The organism is Frigoribacterium sp. Leaf172 (assembly GCF_001424285.1).
Classification (GTDB): Bacteria; Actinomycetota; Actinomycetes; order Actinomycetales; family Microbacteriaceae; genus Frigoribacterium.
Genome location: NZ_LMPB01000003.1, coordinates 117,247 through 137,376 on the forward strand (window position 1 = coordinate 117,247; position 20,130 = coordinate 137,376).

Genomic DNA, 20,130 nt, shown 5'->3' on the forward strand with positions numbered 1-20,130 from the left:
CCCGATGCGCGTCGCCCTCTCGGCGACGCGCATCGTCCGTCGCGGCGGGTGACGCTGGTCGTCCGTCGCGGCGGGCGGCGCGGGTCGCCGGCGCCGCCTGCTAGGCGCGAGGCTGGCTGGTGCGCGCCGGCTCGAACGTCGCCGCCATGACGGTGACGTCGTCGGGGCGCTCCTCGGCTCCGGCCGTGTTCGCGATCGACTGCACGATCTCGGCCGCGCCCGGCGTCCGGCGGACGAGGTCCTCGAAGCGGTTGACCGCCTCCAGCTCGTCGTCGTAGAGGTCGAGCACGCCGTCGCTGACGCAGATGAGCGTGTCGCCGGCCTGGGCCTGCGTGGTGAACGTGGTCCACTCGGAGCCGATGCCGATGGGCAGGTTCAGCGAGCGCAGACGCTCGACCCGGCCGTCGGCGCGACGCAGCACGGCGAGGCCGTGCCCGGCGTCGGCCCAGTGGATGACCCCGTCCATGCCGATGCGGGCATGGAAGCACGTCGTGAACTGCGTCTCGATGTCGGCTCCGGTCTCGACTCCGGCGGAGGCGCGCCGCAGGGCGGCCGCGGGGTCGGGCTCGTCGGCCGAGCTGCGGATGACCGAGCGCACGGCGGCGGCGATCATGCCGGCGCCGACGCCCTTGCCCATGACGTCGCCGAGCGTGATGGCGATGCCGTCGTCGGTGGGGTACCAGTCGAAGAAGTCACCGCCGACGGTGCGGGCCGGCACGCAGGCGCCGTACACCGAAAAGGAGGCGGGCAGCGTCGACGCGTCGGGCGGCAGCAGCGACTGCTGCACCACGGCTGCTCGGTCGAGCTCGCCCTGCACGGCGCGACGCCGGGCCTGCGACAGGGTGAGGCGCAGTTCGGCCTGCCGGGCCAGCTCGTTCACGGCGACCGCGAGGGTGCCGTAGACCATCAGCGACAGCGCCAACCGCACGACCTCGCTCGACGGCGGGCCCGACGGGTCGAACAGGAACGGCATCAGCAGCGTGACCAGCGAGCCGATCATCGCGAAGACCACGTGTCCTCGACCGGGGCGCGACGCCATCCAGACGATGGCGAGGATCACGATGTTCAAGAAGACCGAGCGGCTGTCGCCGGTGCCGTGACGGAGCATCCCGACGGCGACGAAGCCGGACCCGGGGATGAGCAGCTCCCATCGCAGGGACACGTGGCCTCGGGCGATCAGCTCGGCGAAGCCCAACGCGGCGACGGCCAGCACGACGCCGGCCCACATCACGGGGGCGTCCGTGACCATCAGCCAGGGGGTGGTGACGCTGAGGACGGCCGAGAGCGCGATCAGCAGGGCGATGAACGACTGCTTGACGAACGGCACGCGCTTCGCGGGCACGCGCTCGATGGCCCTGGTGAGAACTCGTGATCGAGGCCCGGTGGTGCTCTGATCCGACATGCGTCCTCCATGGCGGGCGGCGGTGACCGTCCGTTTCGTGCCTGTGGTACCCGTCGCACGAAGAGGTGGAAAGGTCCGTCCAGTTTAGATGCTGGGACATCCTCATCGGTCAGCCTAGAGGGGAGCGGTGGACCGGCAGGCCCCCAGTGCGCGGGTCGACAGAACCGTCGGCCGAGGAGGCGCGGGTCAGGTCGACTGACCCGTCGCGGTCCCCTCGTCCAGGCCGAGATCGCGGGCCGCCTCCTCGCGCGCGGCGCGCTCGCGAGCGGCGGTCTGCCCGGCCGCGTCGCCGTCGTGCTGCAGCGTGTAGTGGAACCGCCCCGCACCCACCACGGGAAGCGCGCCCGTCGCCACCGCCGGGTCGTCGGGCAGCACCCGATGCACGCGCAGATGCCGACCCCGCACGAGCCACACGATCGCCACGGCGGCGGCGACGAAGCCCGAGGCGGCGGCCACGCCGATGGCCCAGCGGGGGCCGGCCACGTTCGCGATCCAGCCGACGGCCGGTGCGCCGAGCGGCGTGCCGCCGGTGAAGACCGCCATGTAGAGGGCCATGACGCGGCCGCGCATCCTCGGTGCCGTCGTCAGCTGCACGGTCGCGTTCGCGGTCGTCATGAGGGTGATCGACGACAGCCCGACCGTGACGAGCACGGCGGCGAAGCTCCAGTACGACGGCATGAGGGCCGAGACGAGGCAGGTGACGCCGAAGGCGAGCGCGGCTGCGATCAGCACGCGCCATCGGGGCTGCTCGCGTCGTGCCGAGAGCAGGGCGCCGACCAGCGAGCCGACGGCGATGCACGACGAGAGCAGGCCGAAGCCGCTCGCGTCGGTGCCGAACTCGACGCTCGCCATCGTCGAGGTGAAGATGGCGAAGTTGAGACCGAAGGTGCCGATCACGAACACCATCACGAAGACGACCACGAGGTCGGGGCGTTCGCGGACGTACCGGAACCCCTCTCTGATCTGGCCCTTCGCGCGCGAGACGACCGGTTTCAGCTCGAGCTGCGCCACCCGGAGGAACCGCAGCGACAGCAGCACCGCCGCGAACGAGCCGGCGTTGATGATGAACACCCACCCCGTGCCGATCGTCGCGATGAGTACCCCCGCGACGGCCGGGCCAATCAGGCGGGCGCCGTTGAACGAGGCCGAGTTGAGGCTGACGGCGTTGGTGAGATGACCGGGCGGGACGAGCTCGGAGACGAAGCTCTGCCGCACGGGCGCATCGATGGCCGCGGCGACGCCGAGCAGCAGCGCGAAGACGTAGACCATCCAGAGCTCGACCGTGTCGGTCAGCACGAGCAGACCCAGGGCGAGTCCGAGCAGGCCCATGCTCAGCTGCGTCACCATCAGCAGCCGTCTCCGGTCGAACCGGTCGGCGATCAGCCCCGTGATGGGCACCATCAGGATGGGCGGGGCGAACTGCAGCGCCATCGTGATGCCGAGCGCCGTCGCATCGTCGTCGGTCAGATCGGTGAGGACGAGCCAGTCCTGGGCGGTGCGCTGCATCCAGGTGCCGATGTTCGACACCAGGGCCCCGGCGAACCAGAGCCGGTAGTTGAACAGCGACAGGCTGCGGAACATCGTGCTCACGACACGACCGGCGGACTCACGACGGCCGTCCCGGGTCGAGGAGGCGCGGTGTCGGTCATCGAGTGACCACGATAATCGCTCCGCCGCGTCGCCGCCGAGGGCGGTGCAGATCGTGCGACTCTGCGGCGCGCGCAGTGCGTTCCATGGCCCGACACCCGTCGGACACCGGGCGGACACGCGCTGTCGACGACGGACCGGTCGACTGACGGGGTCCCCCGATCAGGGGTGGACCCGCACCGTCGATCACCTGGAGCAGGAGCACGAAGTGACCCCCACGACCCGCCGCCGCCGCGCGGCCCTCATCACGGGGGCGGTGGCGATCAGCGCCTCCCTGGCCCTCGCCCCCGCCGTCGCGTCCGCGGCGACGCCGTCCGACGTCGCCGAGAACGGCGGTGCCGCCCGCAGCATCGACGACAGCACGCAGGTGCTGCTCGACTCGGTGAAGGCCGGCCCCGCGAAGAACGTCATCCTGCTGATCGGCGACGGCATGGGCGACTCCGAGATCACCTCGGCGCGCAACTACGCCTACGGCGCCGGCGGGCAGCTGCCCGGCATCGACGCCCTGCCGCTGACCGGCCAGTACACGACGTACTCGCTGTACCGCGACGGTGCGAACAAGGGCGAGCCCGACTACGTGCCCGACTCCGCCGCGACCGGCTCGGCCTGGGCCACCGGCACCAAGACGTACGACAACGCGATCTCGGTCGACATCGACGGCGTCCCGCAGGACACCCTGCTCGAGATCGCGAAGGCGAACGGCAAGAAGACCGGCAACGTGTCGACGGCGGAGCTGCAGGACGCGACGCCGGCCGTGCAGGCCGCCCACGTCGCCGCGCGGAGCTGCTACGGCCCCGACTCGGTGACCCAGTGCGGCGCCGACGCCCTCGACCAGGGCGGTCTCGGCTCGATCAGCGAGCAGATCATCGGCACCCGTGCCGACGTCACCCTCGGAGGAGGCGCGGCGTCGTTCACGCAGACCGCCCGCGCCGGTCAGTGGCAGGGCGAGACCCTGTTCGACCAGGCGGCCGACCGCGGATACCAGATCGTCCGCGACGCCGCGGGCCTCGACGCCGTGGCCGCGGCCGGCCAGGCGGCCCCGGTGCTCGGCACCTTCACCGACGGCAACTTCCCGACGCGCTTCGCCGCGACGACCGCGACCGTCGGCGGGGCCGACCTCGCGCCGCAGACCTGCACGCCGAACCCCGAGCGCCTCCCGACCGACCTCTCGCTGCGCTCGCTCACCGAGAAGTCGATCGATCTGCTCGACACCGGCGACCAGGGCTTCTTCCTGCAGGTCGAGGGGGCGTCGATCGACAAGCGCGACCACAGCGCCGACGCCTGCGGCCAGATCGGCGAGGTGCTCGACCTCGACGAGGCCGTGCGGGCCGCGCTCGACTTCGCCATCGCCGACGGCGACACGATGGTCATCGTCACCGCCGACCACGCGCACACCAGCCAGATCGTCGACAGCACGCCGCCCGCGACGCTCAGCACCGCGCTGACCACGGTCGACGGCACCACGATGAAGATCGCCTACGGCACGGCCGCGGCCGGCGGATCGCAGCAGCACACCGGTTCGCAGCTGCGGGTCGCGGGCTACGGCCCCGGCGCCGGCAACGTGGTCGGCCTCATCGACCAGACGGACAACTTCTTCACGATCAGCAACGCCCTCGAGCTCGACCGCGACCTCGACGGACTGAGCGCCGCCGCGACGGTCTCGGCCCCGAGCGAGGTCGCACCCGAGAGCTCCTTCACGGTCTCGGGCGCGGGGCTGAACGGCGACCGCCAGGTGCGGGCCGTCCTCGACGCCGGTGACGGCGCCGACCCGGTCGACCTCGGTCTGTCCGACGTGGTCGACGGCACCGTGACGCTCACCGCGACGGCTCCCGCCGAGGCGGGGAACGCGACGGTCACCCTGACCGGCGTGCAGTCTGGAGTCACCGCGAGCGCGGTCGTGGCGGTCGTCGACGGCGCGGTCGCGCCGGTTCCGACGGCGACCCCGGCGCCCGGCGACCCCTCGGCGACGCCCACCGACCCGGCCGGCGTCGTGCCGGTCGGAGACGACGGCAGCGCCGGCGGTGCGGGCACGGCCGGCTCCGGCCCGCTGGCCTTCACCGGGTCGGAGGCGCTGCCGGCGCTGGTGCTCGCCCTGATGCTCGTCGTCTCGGGCGCCGTGCTCGTGGCTCGCCGTCGTCGCCAGCAGCAGCTCGCCTCGGCGAACGGGGACCTGGGGCCGCAGCTGTAGCCCGCTCCGGATCGCGGGGACTCGAAGCGGAGGGGACACCGTCGAACACGGCGGCGTCGCCTCCGCTTCGCGCTGTCTCGCGCCGTGCCCGCCAGGCGCTGTCGCGCGCCGTGCTCGCTAGGCGCTGTCGCGCGCCGTGCCCGCTAGGCGCTGTCGCGCGCCGTGCCCGCTAGGCGCTGTCGCGCGCCGTGCCCGCCAGGCGCTGTCGCGCGCCGTGCCCGCCAGGCGCTGTCGCGCGCCGTGCCCGCCAGGCGCTGTCGCGCGCAGTGCCCGCCAGGCGCTGTCGCGCGCAGTGCCCTCTAGGCGCTGTCGCGCCACATGATGTCGGTGGGCAGCAGGACTCCGCCGGGGCGGTCGGTGCCGCCGAGCTGGTCGAGCACCTGCTGGGCGGCCCGGCGGCCGAGGTCCTCCGCGGGCTGACGCACCGTCGAGAGCGCCGGGGTGCAGCGCAGCGCCCACGAGCTGTCGTCGAAGCCGACGATCCCGACCCGGCCGGGCACGTCGATGCCGCGACGGTGCAGCACGTCGAGCGCGCCGGCCGCGACGGCGTCGGACGCGGCGAAGACCCCGTCGACCGTCGGGTCGCGTCGCAGCAGCTCGGACATGCCGTCGACGCCGGCCGTGTAGCTGTAGAACGGGTTGCGGACCACGAGGTCGGGGTCGAAGAGCTCGCCGAGCGCCGTGCGGAAGCCCGCGAGTCGGTCTTCGCCCGAGTCGCGGTCGAGCCCCGAGGCGAGCATGCCGATGCGGCGACGCCCCGTGCCGACCAGCCGACGGACGATCGCCTCGGCCGCGGCGCGGTTGTCGATGCCGATGAAGGGGATGTCGGGGGCGTCGGGCGGATGGCCGACGAACGACGCCGGAAGACGCAGCTCGGCGACGGCCTCGGAGATCGGGTCGCCGGTGCGGGCCGAGAGGATGATCGCGCCGTCGACGAAACCGCCGCGGAGGTACTCGATGACGCGGTCGCTGTCGCGCTGCGAGTCGATCATCAGGGTGACGAGCTGATGGTCGGCCTGCGAGAGCACGGCGTTCGTGCCGATCAGGATGTTGCCGATGTTGGGGTCGTCGAGCACGACCGAGTGCGGCTCGTGGACGATCAGCGCGATGGCACGCGAGCGCTGCGTGACGAGGTTGCGGGCCGCGGCGTTGCGCACGTAGCCGACCTTCGCCACGGCGGCCTCGACGGCCTCGCGCGCCTGCGCCGAGACGTACGGCTCGTTGTTCAGCACGCGGGACACGGTGCCTCGCGAGATGCCCGCCTCGGCGGCGACGTCGTGGATCGTGGCCCGGCGTCTCGGGGATCTCGGACCGGACATGGGAGTCACCTTAGCCGAGCCTGAACGCCCCGGCGCGGTCGTCGCGCGGCCGTGATGTTGACAAACGCGAGAGCCTGGGTTTTACTCTGTGAACCTTCCCAGAAAAACTCGCCGCGGTTCCCGAGCGGCGAATGTGGGAACGATCACAGACATCATGTGTGAACCTTCACAGACGAAGGGCTCCGGCCTCGAGTCGGCTGGGGGATCGCCCGCCGACGAAGCCGAGGCCCCGTGCTCACCCAGACCCTCCCGCAGCAGACCGCGCTCGACCTCGGGCTCGACGGTCTCGTCTTCGGCTGCGACTACAACCCCGAGCAGTGGTCGCCCGAGACCTGGGTCGACGACGTCGCCCTGATGCGCGAGGCCGGGGTCAACCTCGTCGCCATCAACATCTTCGGCTGGTCGCACGTCGAGCCCGAGCCCGGTCGGTTCCGGTTCGACGACCTCGACACCGTCATCGAACTGCTCCACGCCGCGGGCATCGGGGTCAACCTCGGCACCGGCACGTCGTCGCCGCCCCCGTGGCTGACGACGCGTCACCCCGAGGTGCTGCCCGTCGCAGCCGACGGCACCACGCGCTGGCCGGGCGGCCGTCAGGCCTACTGCCCCAGCTCGCCCGTGTTCCGCGAGCGCGCCCTCGAGCTCGTCCGCGCCACCGCCGAGCGCTACGGCCGCCACCCCGCCGTGCGCCTCTGGCACGTGTCGAACGAGCTCGGCTGCCACAACGCCCTCTGCTACTGCGACGAGTCGGCCCTCGCGTTCCGGGCCTGGCTGGAGGCGCGCTACGGCACCGTCGACGCGCTCAACACCGCCTGGGGCACGGCCTTCTGGAGCCAGCGCTACTCGGCGTTCGCCGAGGTGCTGCCCCCGCGGGCGACCCTGTCGTTCGTCAACCCGGCGCAGACGATCGACTTCCACCGGTTCAGCTCCGACACCCTGCTCGAGCACTACCGGGCCGAGGCCGGCGTCATCGAGCGGTTCAGCGCCGTGCCGATCACGACCAACTTCATGGTCGCCGCGCACATCAGGAACCAGGACTACTGGACCTGGGCGGGCGACATGGCCGTCATCGCGAACGACCACTACCTCGACCACCGCCTCGAGCGCCCCGAGGTCGAGCTGGCCTTCGCCGCCGACACCACCCGCGGACTGGCCGGCGGCGCCCCGTGGATCCTCATGGAGCACTCGACGGGGGCCGTCAACTGGCAGCCCCGCAACCTCACGAAGGCACCGGGCGAGATGCTCCGGAACACCGCCTCCCACGTCGCCCGCGGCGCCGACGGCGTCTGCTTCTTCCAGTGGCGCGCCTCCGTCAAGGGCACCGAGAAGTTCCACTCGGCCCTGCTGCCCCACGCCGGCACCTCGTCGCGCATGTGGGAGGACTCGGTCCGGCTCGGCGCCCTGTCGTCGCGCCTCGGCGAGCTGCGCGGCTCGCGCGTCGTCGCCGACGTCGCGCTGGTCTTCAGCTGGGAGAACTGGTGGGCGGCGGACCTCGAGGCGCACCCCACGGCCGACTTCTCGTACATCGAGCAGGTCCACCGCCTCTACGGCGCCCTCTGGGATCTCGGCGTCACGGTCGACGTCGTCGCCCCCGGCGCCCCGCTCGACGGCCACTCGCTCGTCGTCGTGCCGAGCCTCTACCTGGTGCGCGACGAGCACGCCGCGGTGATCGACGCGTTCGTCGCCGACGGCGGCTCGGCCCTCGTGACCTTCTTCAGCGGGATCGTCGACGAGACCGACGGCGTCCGGGCCGGGGGCTACCCCGGGGCGTTCCGCGACATGCTCGGCGTCCGGGTCGACGAGTTCGCCCCGCTGCCGGTCGGCGGCACCGTCGAGCTCGCCGGCGGCCTGCCGGGCGCCACGGGCAGTCTCTGGTCCGAGCCCGTCGAGCTCGTCGGCGCCGAGGCCGTCCTCGACTACGCGTCGGGTCACCTCGCCGGTCGCCCCGCCGTCACGCGCCACCCCCACGGTCGCGGGCTCGCCTGGTACGTCTCCACCGTGCTCGACACGGCTGCGCTCGGCGACCTCGTCGCCCGGGTCGTCGACGAGGCCGGGGTCGCCGCGCGCAGCGACGTCGCCGGTCGCCCCGGCGTCGAGGTCGTGCGCCGCGTGGGCGAGCAGCACGAGTGGGTGTTCGTCCTCAACCACTCCGACGACGTCGTGCTCCACGACTTCGCCGGCTACGACCTGGTCTCCGAGCAGCACGTCTCGGGGCGCATCGAGCTCGCCGCGGGCGGCTCGCACATCATCCGCCAGGACAGGAAGGCATCATGACCGTCACCCCCGCCCGCCCGCGAGGCCGCCGAACGACCGATGCGTCGCTCCCGTCCGACCCCTCGCCCCGCCGCGAGGCGCCGACCCGACGCCGGGGCTTCCGCTACCGCAAGGCCATCGCGATCTTCATCGTGCCCTTCGGCCTGCTCTTCGCCGCGTTCTACCTCACGCCCATCCTCTACGCCGTCTACCAGTCGCTGCAGAAGATCGAGCGCGAGGGCACCTTCGGCGCCCCCACGCAGGTCTTCGGCGGTCTGACGCAGTACGCGCTCGTCTTCGAGAGCAGCGAGTTCTGGGCGTCGATCCTCCGGGTGCTCCTGTTCGGCGTCGTCCAGGTGCCGGTGATGCTGTTCCTCGCCCTGCTGTTCGCCCTGCTGCTCGACTCGCCGCTGCTGCGCGGCAAGCGGTTCTTCCGACTCGCGTTCTTCGCGCCGTACGCCGTGCCCGGCGTCATCGCCGCGATCATGTGGGGCTACCTCTACTCGCCGAGCCTCTCGCCGTTCTCGGCGGTCACCTCGAGCGTCGGACTCCTCGACGGCGGCACGGTCCTCTGGGCCATCGCGAACGTCGTGACATGGGTCTTCGTCGGCTACAACATGCTGATCATCTACTCGTCGCTGCTGGCGATCCCGACCGAGATCTACGAGGCCGCCCGACTCGACGGGGCGTCGCAGTGGCGCATCGCCGTGGCGATCAAGATCCCGCTGGTCATCCCCGCGATCGTCCTCACCGCCGTGTTCTCGGTGATCGGGACCCTCCAGCTGCTCACCGAGCCCCTGGTCTTCCGTCAGTTCACGTCGACCATCTCGTCGACCTTCACGCCGAACATGCTCGTCTACTCGACGTCGTCGGTGCCCAACTTCAACCTCGCCGCCGCGTTCAGCGTCGTCCTTGCGGTCGCGACATTCATCCTCTCGATCGGCTTCCTCCGGTTGACCCAGCGGAAGGCCGACCAGTGACCGTCGACGCGCCCATTCGTCCCGCCCAGTCGTTCGACGACAAGACCACCCCGGCCCGCAAGCGCGGCCGCGGCCCCCGCGAGAGCGTCATGTCGCGCTCCGCCGCGATGATCATCATGGGCGCGTTCACGCTCTACTTCCTGATCCCGATCTTCTGGCTGCTGGTCTCGTCGACCAAGACGCTCGACAACTTCAACAGCGGGCCGGCGCTCTGGTTCTCGGCCACGTCGCTGCAGGACTTCGTCGGCAACATCGGGCAGCTCTTCACCTACAACGACGGGATCTTCCCGCGGTGGATGCTCAACAGCATCGTCTACGCAACGGTCGCCGGCGGTCTCGGCACCATCCTGTCGGCGATGTGCGGCTACGCCCTGGCGAAGTACCGCTTCTGGGGCCGCGAGGCGCTGTTCAACATCTTCCTGGGCGGGGTGCTCGTCCCGGCGACGGCCCTCGCGCTGCCGCTGTTCCTGATCTTCAGCCAGGTGCAGCTGACCGACACGTTCTGGGCGGTGTTCCTGCCGAGCATCGTCAGCCCGTTCGGCGTCTACCTCAGCCGCATCTACGCCGCCTCGAGCGTCCCCGACGAGATCGTCGAGGCCGCGCGCATCGACGGGTCGAGCGAGCTCCGCACGTTCTTCACCGTGGCGATCCGCCTCATGTCGCCGGCGCTCGTGACGGTGTTCCTGTTCCAGTTCGTCGCGATCTGGAACAACTTCTTCCTGCCGCTCGTCATGCTGCGTTCGCAGGAGCTGTTCCCCGTGACCCTCGGTCTCTACACGTGGAACTCCAACGTGAGCCAGTACCCCGAGCTCCGCACCCTGGTGCTCGTCGGCGCGTTCGTCTCGATCATCCCCCTCCTGATCGCGTTCCTCAGCCTGCAGCGCTTCTGGCGCAGCGGTCTCGGGTCCGGCGGTCTCAAGTGAGCCATCCCTCCCCGGGTCACCCGACCCGCACCTCCTCGACCTCCACTCCGCAAGGCAACGACGTCGTTCCCTCCCGAGACCGGGCAGCCCGGTCTCGCACCTCGATTGGAAATCGCATGAAGAAATCCCGTGTCCTCACGATCGCGGCGGCCGCCGTCGTCTCGACCATCGCCCTCGCGGGCTGCAGCTCCGGAGGCGACGGCGCGTCCGGCTCCGGCGACGCCGCCTCGTGCGCCGCCTCCGACGGCAAGGTCACCCTGAACTTCACCACCTGGGTCCCCAACATGGACAAGGTCGTGGCGCTCTGGAACGAGGAGAACCCCGACATCCAGGTCAAGGTCTCGATCGTGCCGAACGGCAACAGCGGCACCTACCAGAACTTCTTCAACCAGCTGAAGGCGGGCAACGCGCCCGACATCGGGCAGGTCGAGTACGACACCCTCCCCGCGTTCCGCGTGCAGGACGGCCTCGCGAACATCGCGTCGTGCGAGGGCGTCTCCGACGCCGAGGCCGACTACTCCGACGGTCTCTGGAACCAGGTCACCTTCGGCGAGGACGACTCCGTCTACGCGATCCCCCAGGACTCGGGCCCCATGGCCCTCTACTACCGCAAGGACCTCTTCGAGAAGGCCGGCCTCGACGTCCCCACCACGTGGGAGCAGTACGCCGAGGACGCCGTGAAGATCAAGGAGATGGGCGGCAGCATCACGAACTTCGCCAAGGGCGACGTGAACCAGTTCGCCGGTCTCGTCTCGCAGGCCGGCGGCCAGTGGTTCGACACGAGCGACGGCACCTGGACGGTCGACATGACCGACGAGGCCTCGACCAAGGTCGCCGACTACTGGCAGGACCTCATCTCGAAGGACCTCGTCACCACCCTGCCGAGCTTCACCGACGAGTGGAACAACGCCTACAACACCGATCAGGACTGGACCTGGGTCTCGGCCGTCTGGGGCGCCAACACCATCTCGAGCGGCGCACCCGACACCGCCGGCGACTGGGCCGTCGCGCCCATGCCGCAGTGGACCGAGGGCGAGACCGCATCGGCCGCCTGGGGCGGATCGTCGAACGTCGTCTTCAAGAACAGCGAGCACCCCGCCGAGGCCTCGAAGTTCCTGGTCTGGCTGAACACCTCGACCGAGTCGCTCGAGGCCCTCAACAAGGAGGCCAACCTGTACCCGGCCTCCAGCACCGGCGCCGACCTGCCCGCCCTGACCTCGGGCGTCGAGTTCTACGGCGACCAGGCCATCTACGAGGACTTCGCCACGGCCGCCGAGAACATCCAGCCCTTCACCTGGGGCCCCACGATGACGCAGACCTACAGCGACATCTCGGACGGCTTCGGAACCGCCGCATCGGGTGACGGAACCCTGCTCGACGCCCTCGAGTCCGGCCAGGAGAAGACGATCGCCGCCCTCGAGGCGCAGTCGATCGCGGTCACGAAGTAGCACGACACCAGCACACACGGCGCCCGCGCCGGGGGAGTCCTCCTCCGACGCGGGCGCCGTCGTGCGCCCGGGGGCCTGAGCCGGAGCCGAGGAGGCGCGGGTCAGATGTCGAGGACGCCGTCGACAGCCGCCGATCGAGGCGGCATGCTCCCGGTCGCGATGTCCTCCTCGAGGTGGATCTCGACGTGGTCGAGGACCTGGGGATACCCGGAGTCGTCGAAGACCCGGAAGCTCCGCCTCAGTCGGAGGAAGGGCACGGCAGCGTGCTCGAACGAGACGACCAGCTCGGTGGCGGGCCACTCGCCCTGCTGCTCGACGACGACGGAGCGATAGTCGCTCCGTCCCCGACGCGGAGCGGGGTGGTCGGCCGTCCAGACGACGAGCGGATCGGCCAGGGACTCGAAGCGCCCGCGCAAGGCGGCGACGGCCTCGTCCCGGGTCGCCGTGTCGCCGTTCCAGAGCGGCCACGCGGCCCCGGCGACGCCGGTGAGGTCGAAGCGGTCGCCCCAGGTCTCGTGCAGGGCGGTCTCGGATCGTTCGCGCTCCTCCCAGTCGTCGTCGTGCTCGAGCGGGAGGGCCGTGGACGGCAGCGAGTCGGTGTCGATCGACGACGGGAGCCCGGCGTGCGTGTCGAGCCGCGCCTCCCGGGGCTCGTAGACGACGTTCCAGCCCCATCCGTCCGGCGCGGCGACCTCTCGGGGCCCCGTCGGATGGAAGCGGATGACGAGGTCGTCGCCGTCGAGTCGGACGCCGTCGACGAGGTGATCGACCCGATGGGTGCGGCGCTCGCCGCGGGGGCCCACGCGGACCAGCTCGCCGGGCGAGGTCGGCAGCGGATCGCCGGGCCGGCGTGCGGGCAGGGGGTCGTCGTCGTGCTCGACTCCGTCGGCGTCGACGAAGTGGTAAGTGAACTGCGCAGCCGTCGCGACCACGGTCCCGTCGTCGTCGTCGTCGTCGTGCTCGACTCCGTCGGCGTCGTCGAAGTCGAGGTCGAGGTCGAGGTCGACCTCGTCGTCATCCTCGGCCACGCCGTGATCGTCGCGAAGGTCGGTGCCGGCCTCGGGCCAGAACGGCCCGTCGGGCATCGGCTCGAGCGTGGCGGGGTCGGGCGACTCGTCGAACGGCTCGTCGTCGTCGGGCGACGGGTCGTCCGGCTCGTCCTCGCCCATCCAGAACCCGGCATCGCGAGGGTCTCCCGCCCAGAGGAAGACCGTGTCATCGCCGACAGGGCGCTGCGTCCCCAGATCATGCACGGCGGTGACGCCCTCGGGTTCGAGGTGGACGGCGGAGTACCTCGTGGCCTCCTCGATGGAGTCGGCGCCCTCCACATCCGACTCGTAGACGATCCACGCGCCAGTCCGGGTGGGCACGACGGATGCGCCCGTCATGGCTCGTCGCGGCAGCGACGCGTCGCCCCAGACGAGCCACGACGCTGCGCCCGCGCCGTCGACGACGACGGCCGCGGGGCGCGTCGCGTCGGGGACGAGGGTCAGGTCGCCGACGGCGACGGCGGAGAGGGGGACGAGCGGGTCACGGGGAGGGGTCGGCACGGGTCGACGCTAGCGGGGTGGTCGTCGGGTGCGGCGCCGAGGAGGCGCGGGTCGTCATCCTGACGTCCGCGATCGTCATCCCCCTGGATGACTCCGAGGGGGTCGCGGGCGTCTAGCGTGAAGGCCAGGGGGCGACAGGTGTCTCCTATCCAGGCTCAGGAGGCCTTTCGCGCATGACCACCTCTCGACTGCTCACCGCTCTGACGACCGTCGTCGTCGGCGGGTTCGTCCTCGCCGGCTGCACGGGCGAGTCCACCACGACGCCCGTCACGCCGACGCCGTCGGCGACGTCGGTCGAGGTGACCCCGAGCACGACGCCGAGCGCGACGGCGACCACGACTCCGGCTCCCGAGCCGACCCCGGCCGTCGATCTCGCGGACCCCGCGTCGTGGGTCATGTCGTCGACCGGGCTCGGGCCGATCCAGCTCGGCGGCAGCGCCACGGCGACGATCGACGAGCTGGCCGCCGCGGGGGGCCCCGTCGCGACGCGTGAGGAGGCATGCCCGGTGGTCGGCATCGACGACCCGTCCGTCCCGTTCGTGTACTTCGGGACCGACTCGTTCGACTCCGACGTGATCACGAGCGTCCGTCTCGGCATCGGCTCGCAGCTGGAGGCGGATCGCCCGTCGCCCACGACGGCCGAGGGGATCGGTCTCGACTCGACGCTGGCCGAGGCCCAGGCGGCCTACCCCGCTCTCGAGAGGACGGGCGAGTACAACACGGTCGAGTACTGGGGCGTGGAGCCGAGCGGCGACGACTGGCTCGTCTTCACCGTGGGCAAGCCGGTCGAGGGCGCGGACGCCGGGACGATCTCGACCATCAGCGTGGGCGACGGCCCGGTCCCGCCGAGCGAGTTCTGCGGCTGAGCCCCGCCGACCCGATCGCCCTCTTCCCCCTGAGACGCTCGCTGGCATACTGTGTGCCACACCACGAGCGAGGAGCGACCATGGCGACCGACGGATTCAGCGCGACCGAGAAGGCGGCGATGAAGCAGCGGGCGGCCGAGCTCCGCGCCGAGGCGAAGCAGCAGAAGGTCGCCGACAAGGCCGCCGCCGATCTGCAGAACGTGCTCGACGCCCACGCCGCCATGACCCCGTCCGAGCGTGAGCTCGCCGAGAACCTGCACGCGATCGTGCTCGATCAGGCGCCGGATCTGCTTCCGAAGACCTGGTACGGGTTCCCGTCGTACGCGGGGCCCGACGGCAGGATCGTCGTGTTCTTCCAGCCGGGCGGCAAGTTCGGCACGCGATACAGCACGGTCGGCTTCCAAGATGCGGCGGCGCTCGACGAGGGGTCGCTCTGGGCCACGTCCTTCGCCTACACGGCGGTCGACGACGGCTCGACGGCGCAGCTCGTCGAGCTGATCGCGCGGGCGACCCGAGGAGGCGCGGCGACCGACTGACCGGCACCGCGCCTCCTCGGGTCCCTGCTTCGAGGGCCCCAGCTTCCGGTGCTTCGTCTCTCGGGGCTGCGCCGCGGGCATAGGGTCTTGCTCATGACGCAAGACATGATCGACGAGGTCGTCCGGCAGCGGATCCGCGGGCTGCGGGTGGCGCGCGGGTGGACCCTCGAGGCGCTGTCGTCGCGCTGCTACCTCTCGACGTCGACGCTGAGCCGCATCGAGACCGGGCATCGCCGCATCGCGCTCGATCAGCTGGTGCCGATCGCGCAGGCGCTCGGGACGACGCTCGATCAGCTGGTCGAGCCCGAGGGCGACGACGACGTCGTCATCCGCCCCGAGCCCGAGGCGAGCGCCGGGCTGACCGTCTGGCTGCTGTCGAGGGAGCGCGACCGTCGGGGCGTGACGATCGCGAAGATGCGCATCACCTCGGAGCGGGAGGTCGGCGAGGCCCGCGTGCACCCCGGCTACGAGTGGTTCACGGTGCTGAGCGGCACGGTCCGGCTGCGTCTCGGTGAGCGCGAGATCCTCGTGCGGCAGGGGCAGGCGGCGGAGTTCTCGACGATGACGCCTCACGTGATCGAGGCGCACGAGGGTCCGGTCGAGGTGCTGACGATCTTCGACCACGACGGCGAGAGGGCGCACCTGCCGGGGCATCGAGGCGCCTGAGGCGCGGCGGATGTCTGCGGCGCGGCGCGGGGCCTCGTGCGTGCGCCCGGCCGTGCCGGCTGAGCGGGGGAGTGCTCACTCGGATCGGCTATCACGCATGGGTGCGCATCAGCCGCTGGCGGGCCCGCCCTCTGCTGGCGGCCAGGAGGTGGAGGGGGCCGTGCTCTCCGTCGAGCTCTTACGCATGGATGCGTGATAGCTGTGGGTTGACGGCCCCGCCCTCTACCCGTCGCCGCGCGGTGGCGAGACGAGCGAGGCTGGGCGACACGTGTAGCCGTGTGGCGCCCGCGGGCGTACCGTGCGACGTGTGGGCTCGCCGACGAGCCCGACCGGCCCCGACGGCCGGCCCCCGACGACGGAAGGTACGCATCATGGCTCGATTCGACAACAGGACGGCGCTCGTCACGGGCGGCGGAAGCGGCATCGGCGCCGCCATCTCGCGCGCGCTCGCGGCCGAGGGCGCCTCGGTCGTCGTCACGGACATCGAGCTCGACGCCGCGCAGGCCGTCGTCGACCAGATCGTCGCCGCGGGCGGCACGGCGACCGCGTTCGAGCAGAACACCGCGAAGGCCGAGCAGTCGGAGGCGGCGGTCGAGTTCGCGAAGACCACGTACGGCGCCCTGCACCTCGCGGTCAACAACGCCGGCATCGGCGCCGCTCCGGCCGACATCGGCGACTACGACGTCGCCGCCTGGGATCGCGTCCGCGGCGTCGACCTCGACGGCGTCTTCTACGGCCTGCGGTACCAGCTGCCCGCCATGGTCGAGGCCGGGGGAGGCGCCATCGTCAACATGAGCTCCGTGCTCGGCTCGGTCGGCCTCGCGCAGAACGCCGCGTACGTCGCCAGCAAGCACGCCCTCGTCGGTCTCACGAAGGTCGCCGGGCTCGAGTACTCGGCCCGCGGGGTGCGGACCAACGCCGTCGGCCCCGGCTTCATCGACACCCCGCTCGTCCGGTCGTCGCTCGACGGGGACGCCCTCGCGCACCTCGAATCGCAGCACGCGACCGGCCGCCTCGGCACCGACAGAGAGGTGTCGGCGCTCGTGCTGTTCCTCCTGAGCGACGAGGCGTCGTTCATCACGGGCAGCTACCACCTCGTCGACGGCGGCTACTCGGCTCACTAGAGCGCGCCTCCTCGGTCCGTCGCCTCGCCGGCCCGTCGCGTCCTCCCCAGGAGGCGCGGGTCGGCGGGCGTGAACGGGGCCGGCGACCGCTTCAGCCGCGCTTCAGCGCCCGCCCGCCACAATGGGCTTCTCGCGCACCCGGCGCGTCGTCAGGAGGCCCTCGTGCGCGTGCTCGTCGTCGAAGACCAGGCCGCCCTCGCCGAGGGGCTGCGGCTGGGGCTCGAGGCCGAGGGCATCGCGGTCGACGTGGCCGGCACGGGCACCGACGGGCTCTGGCGCACGCGCGAGGGCACGTACGACGCCGTCGTGCTCGACATCATGCTGCCCGGCATGAGCGGTTACGCCGTCTGCCGGGCCATGCGCGAGGGCGGCGACTGGACCCCCGTCATCATGCTGACGGCCAAAGACGGCGAATGGGACCAGGTCGAGGCCCTCGACACCGGCGCCGACGACTATCTGACCAAGCCCTTCTCCTTCGTCGTGCTGCTCGCGAGGCTCCGGGCGCTCGTCCGACGCGGTGCGCGCGAGCGGCCGGTCGTGCTGGAGGCCGGCGACCTGCGCGTCGACCCCACGTCCCGCAGCGTCCACCGGGGCGACACCGCGATCGAGCTGACGAGTCGGGAGTTCGCCGTGCTCGAGTTCCTCATGCGGAACGTGGGGCAGGTCGTCACCAAGCGGCAGGTGCTCGACGGCGTCTGGAACGACGACTTCGAGGGCGACCCCAACATCGTCGAGGTGTACGTGCGGCATCTCCGCAACAAGGTCGACCGCCCGTTCGGCCGCGAATCGATCGTGACGATGCGCGGCGCCGGCTACCGACTCGAGGCGCAGGGTGGCTGAGGCTGCCGGCGCGACGCCCCGGGCCGGGCACCGCGCCTCGCTCCGGCTGCGGATCACCGTCGCGGCCGTGCTCGCCGTGGCCCTCACCCTGGGCGTCTTCACGCTCGTCTTCGCCCTCGTGCAGCGGGCCGTGCTCGACGACGTCCCGCGATCGTCGGCGACGGCCGACGCCGACCGGGTCGTCTCGGCGATCGAGGCGGGCACGTCGCCGGTGACCGCGGCGGCCGGCGACACCGACGACGGCGCCGTGCTGGTGGTCGACCGCACCGGCGCGCTGCTGGCCGCCGGCGGCGACGACGACCTGCTCGAGCACCTCACCGACGGCAGCGTCGGAGACCCCGCGTCGCTCGACTCGACGACGCGCATCGACGGCGACCGGTACGTGGTCGAGACGGAGGCCGTGCGGCCGGACGCCGACGCGAGCGACGACAGCGGCAGCAGCGGCAGCGGAAGCAGCGGTCGCGGCGGCTCGGCGACGGGCTCCGGCGACGACTCCGACGACGACGCCGACTCCGACGACGAGACCGACGCGGACGCCGACGACGCCGCGAGCACGCCGGCGGACCCGGCGGCGACCGTCACCGTCGTCGCCGTGCGATCCCTCGAGGAGGCGCGGGCCGCCTCCTCGGCCAGCCTCGTGACCCTCGGGGTCGCGATCCCGGTCGCCCTGCTGGTGCTCGGCGTGACGACCTGGCTCGTCGTCGGGCGGGCGCTGCGCCCCGTCGAGGCGATGCGCCGCGAGGTCGACGCCGTGACCGCGGCCCAGCTCGACCGTCGCGTGGCCGACCCGGGCGGATCCGACGAGGTGGCGCGCCTGGCCCGCACGCTGAACGTGATGCTCGCCCGTCTCGAGTCGTCCGCCGCGGCGCAGCGACGGTTCGTCGGCGACGCGTCGCACGAGCTGAAGACGCCGCTCGCGACGATCCGCCAGCACGCCGAGGTCGCCCTGCTGCACCCCGAGAGCATCGACGGCGCCGCGCTCGCCGGCACGGTCATGACCGAGGAGGCGCGGCTCACGGCGCTCGTGCAGGGCCTGCTGGTGCTCGCCCGGGCCGACGAGGGGGCCCTCGGCGTCACCCGTCGCCCCGTCGACCTCGACGACCTCGTGGTCGCCGAGACCGCCCGGCTGCGGAGCACGGCGCCCGCCCTGACCATCGACGCGACCGGGGTCGGCCCCGCCCGGGTCGAAGGCGACGAGGGCCTGCTCGGGCAGGTCGTCCGGAACCTGCTCGCGAACGCCTCGCGCCATGCGGCGACCCGCGTCTCGGTGGGGCTCGTCGAGCGTCAGGGGCGAGCCGTCCTCACCGTCGACGACGACGGCGCGGGCGTGCCCGAGGGCGAGCGCGAGAGGGTCTTCGACCGGTTCGTGCGACTCGACGAGGCCCGGGCCCGCGACTCCGGCGGCAGCGGGCTGGGGCTCGCGATCGTGCGCGAGATCGCCCGCGTGCACCGCGGCGCGGTCACGGTCGACTCCTCGCCCCTCGGAGGCGCCCGCTTCGTCGTCGACCTCCCGGCTGGGCTGCTCTGAGGCGGTCCCGCTCCGCGACGCGCGATCGGCGACCGGGGTCGACCCGCGCCTCCTGAAGGTTCCTTCAGCGGGCTTCAGGGTCGCTTCAGTGCCGCCGATCCAGAGTGATGTCATCAGCTCGACCGGCGCCCCCGCCGCGTCGGAAGCCGGCCCGACGGGCCCCACGATCGGAGACACCGTGAAGAAGAAGACCATGATCATCGCCGGAGCGGCCGCGGCCGTCATCGTCCTCGCCGGCGGCGGCATCGCCGTCGCCTCGAACCTGGACGACCGCGTCTCGGCGTCCGACCGCGAGACCGTCTCGCAGGCCGCGCTCGACGAGGTCGGCGGCGGCGTCGTCACCGACCTCGACCGGCTCGACGACGGCCTCGAGGGCTACGAGGTCGACGTCACCCGCGACGACGGCCGCGAGGTCACCGTGCTCCTCGACGGCGACCGCCAGGTCGTCTCGAGCCGGGTCGACGACCGCGACGACCGCGACGGCTCCGACCGGCGCGACGACCGTGGCGACGACGCCGACGACCGCTCGGGCGACGACGCGTCCGGCACGGGCACGGTCGCGCCCAGCGCCGGTGACGGCAGCGACGACTCCGACCTGACCGGCGCCGACTATGACCGCGCCTCGGCCGCCGCGATCGAGGAGGCCGGCGGCGGCGTCGTCACCGACGCCGACCGCAGCGACGACGCCGGCGTCGCCTACGAGGTCGACGTGCGCCTCGACGACGGCACCGAGGTCGACGTCGACCTGGACGCCGACTTCGGCGTCGTCCGCACCGACGTCGACGCTCCCCGCAGCTGATCGACGACGACGCAGCCCAGGAGGCGCGGATCGGCTCACCGGCCGACCCGCGCCTCCCGTC

At 72.0% G+C, this 20,130-nt stretch carries 16 protein-coding genes; 12 read left to right on the forward strand and 4 right to left on the reverse strand.

Annotated elements, in window-relative coordinates; genetic code table 11:
- Nucleotides 1-100: 100 nt before the first annotated feature.
- Both ASF89_RS12090 and ASF89_RS12095 read right to left on the reverse strand, forming a co-directional pair.
- Nucleotides 101-1,402: a PP2C family protein-serine/threonine phosphatase gene (locus tag ASF89_RS12090; protein WP_082489992.1), complete on the reverse strand. Its 1,302-nt coding sequence runs from the start codon at nucleotides 1,400-1,402 to the stop codon at nucleotides 101-103.
- A 186-nt stretch (nucleotides 1,403-1,588) separates the two neighbouring features.
- Nucleotides 1,589-2,992, reverse strand: coding sequence for an MFS transporter (locus ASF89_RS12095; protein ID WP_082475003.1), 1,404 nt, complete (start codon nucleotides 2,990-2,992; stop codon nucleotides 1,589-1,591).
- A 265-nt stretch (nucleotides 2,993-3,257) separates the two neighbouring features.
- On the opposite strand from ASF89_RS12095, the gene phoA reads away from it, so the two are divergent.
- A complete protein-coding gene (gene phoA / locus ASF89_RS12100; RefSeq protein ID WP_055815126.1) occupies nucleotides 3,258-5,237 on the forward strand; it encodes an alkaline phosphatase in 1,980 nt (659 codons plus the stop codon).
- Nucleotides 5,238-5,536: 299 nt separating this feature from the next.
- Here phoA and ASF89_RS12105 read toward each other — a convergent pair whose 3' ends face one another.
- The gene (locus tag ASF89_RS12105; protein ID WP_055795174.1) at nucleotides 5,537-6,556 is read right to left on the reverse strand and encodes a LacI family DNA-binding transcriptional regulator; all 1,020 of its coding nucleotides are present in this window, start codon (nucleotides 6,554-6,556) and stop codon (nucleotides 5,537-5,539) included.
- A gap of 231 nt (nucleotides 6,557-6,787) precedes the next feature.
- Here ASF89_RS12105 and ASF89_RS12110 point away from each other — a divergent pair, with 231 nt between their 5' ends.
- The 4 genes from ASF89_RS12110 (at nucleotide 6,788) to ASF89_RS12125 (ending at nucleotide 12,160) form a co-directional block, all read left to right on the forward strand.
- Nucleotides 6,788-8,830 (forward strand): beta-galactosidase, encoded by a 2,043-nt coding sequence (locus ASF89_RS12110; RefSeq protein WP_055795176.1) that lies wholly within the window; start codon nucleotides 6,788-6,790, stop codon nucleotides 8,828-8,830.
- On the forward strand, nucleotides 8,827-9,789 hold the full coding sequence (locus tag ASF89_RS12115; RefSeq protein ID WP_082475004.1) for a carbohydrate ABC transporter permease: 963 nt from the start codon (nucleotides 8,827-8,829) through the stop codon (nucleotides 9,787-9,789). The genes ASF89_RS12110 and ASF89_RS12115 overlap by 4 nt, the downstream gene beginning before the upstream one ends.
- A gap of 89 nt (nucleotides 9,790-9,878) precedes the next feature.
- Nucleotides 9,879-10,712 (forward strand): carbohydrate ABC transporter permease, encoded by an 834-nt coding sequence (locus ASF89_RS12120; protein WP_055795624.1) that lies wholly within the window; start codon nucleotides 9,879-9,881, stop codon nucleotides 10,710-10,712.
- A 116-nt stretch (nucleotides 10,713-10,828) separates the two neighbouring features.
- On the forward strand, nucleotides 10,829-12,160 hold the full coding sequence (locus ASF89_RS12125; protein ID WP_055795178.1) for an ABC transporter substrate-binding protein: 1,332 nt from the start codon (nucleotides 10,829-10,831) through the stop codon (nucleotides 12,158-12,160).
- 101 nt (nucleotides 12,161-12,261) lie between these two features.
- Here ASF89_RS12125 and ASF89_RS12130 read toward each other — a convergent pair whose 3' ends face one another.
- Nucleotides 12,262-13,710 carry a hypothetical protein gene (locus ASF89_RS12130; protein WP_055815128.1) on the reverse strand — a complete coding sequence of 483 codons (1,449 nt, stop codon included), beginning with the start codon at nucleotides 13,708-13,710 and terminating at the stop codon, nucleotides 12,262-12,264.
- 173 nt (nucleotides 13,711-13,883) lie between these two features.
- On the opposite strand from ASF89_RS12130, the gene ASF89_RS12135 reads away from it, so the two are divergent.
- From ASF89_RS12135 to ASF89_RS12165, 7 genes are all read left to right on the forward strand, one after another.
- The gene (locus ASF89_RS12135) at nucleotides 13,884-14,576 is read left to right on the forward strand and encodes a hypothetical protein (RefSeq protein WP_055815132.1); all 693 of its coding nucleotides are present in this window, start codon (nucleotides 13,884-13,886) and stop codon (nucleotides 14,574-14,576) included.
- 80 nt (nucleotides 14,577-14,656) lie between these two features.
- Nucleotides 14,657-15,112 carry a hypothetical protein gene (locus tag ASF89_RS12140; protein ID WP_055815135.1) on the forward strand — a complete coding sequence of 152 codons (456 nt, stop codon included), beginning with the start codon at nucleotides 14,657-14,659 and terminating at the stop codon, nucleotides 15,110-15,112.
- Between the two features lie 93 nt (nucleotides 15,113-15,205).
- Nucleotides 15,206-15,778: a helix-turn-helix domain-containing protein gene (locus ASF89_RS12145; RefSeq protein WP_055815138.1), complete on the forward strand. Its 573-nt coding sequence runs from the start codon at nucleotides 15,206-15,208 to the stop codon at nucleotides 15,776-15,778.
- A gap of 371 nt (nucleotides 15,779-16,149) precedes the next feature.
- Entirely contained in the window at nucleotides 16,150-16,902 is a 753-nt protein-coding gene (locus ASF89_RS12150) for an SDR family NAD(P)-dependent oxidoreductase (RefSeq protein ID WP_055815140.1), read from the forward strand.
- A 162-nt stretch (nucleotides 16,903-17,064) separates the two neighbouring features.
- Nucleotides 17,065-17,742, forward strand: coding sequence for a response regulator transcription factor (locus ASF89_RS12155; protein WP_055815143.1), 678 nt, complete (start codon nucleotides 17,065-17,067; stop codon nucleotides 17,740-17,742).
- Entirely contained in the window at nucleotides 17,735-19,270 is a 1,536-nt protein-coding gene (locus tag ASF89_RS12160) for a HAMP domain-containing sensor histidine kinase (RefSeq protein ID WP_055815146.1), read from the forward strand. The genes ASF89_RS12155 and ASF89_RS12160 overlap by 8 nt, the downstream gene beginning before the upstream one ends.
- Before the next feature lie 178 nt (nucleotides 19,271-19,448).
- A complete protein-coding gene (locus tag ASF89_RS12165; RefSeq protein WP_156463397.1) occupies nucleotides 19,449-20,069 on the forward strand; it encodes a PepSY domain-containing protein in 621 nt (206 codons plus the stop codon).
- Nucleotides 20,070-20,130: the final 61 nt, after the last annotated feature.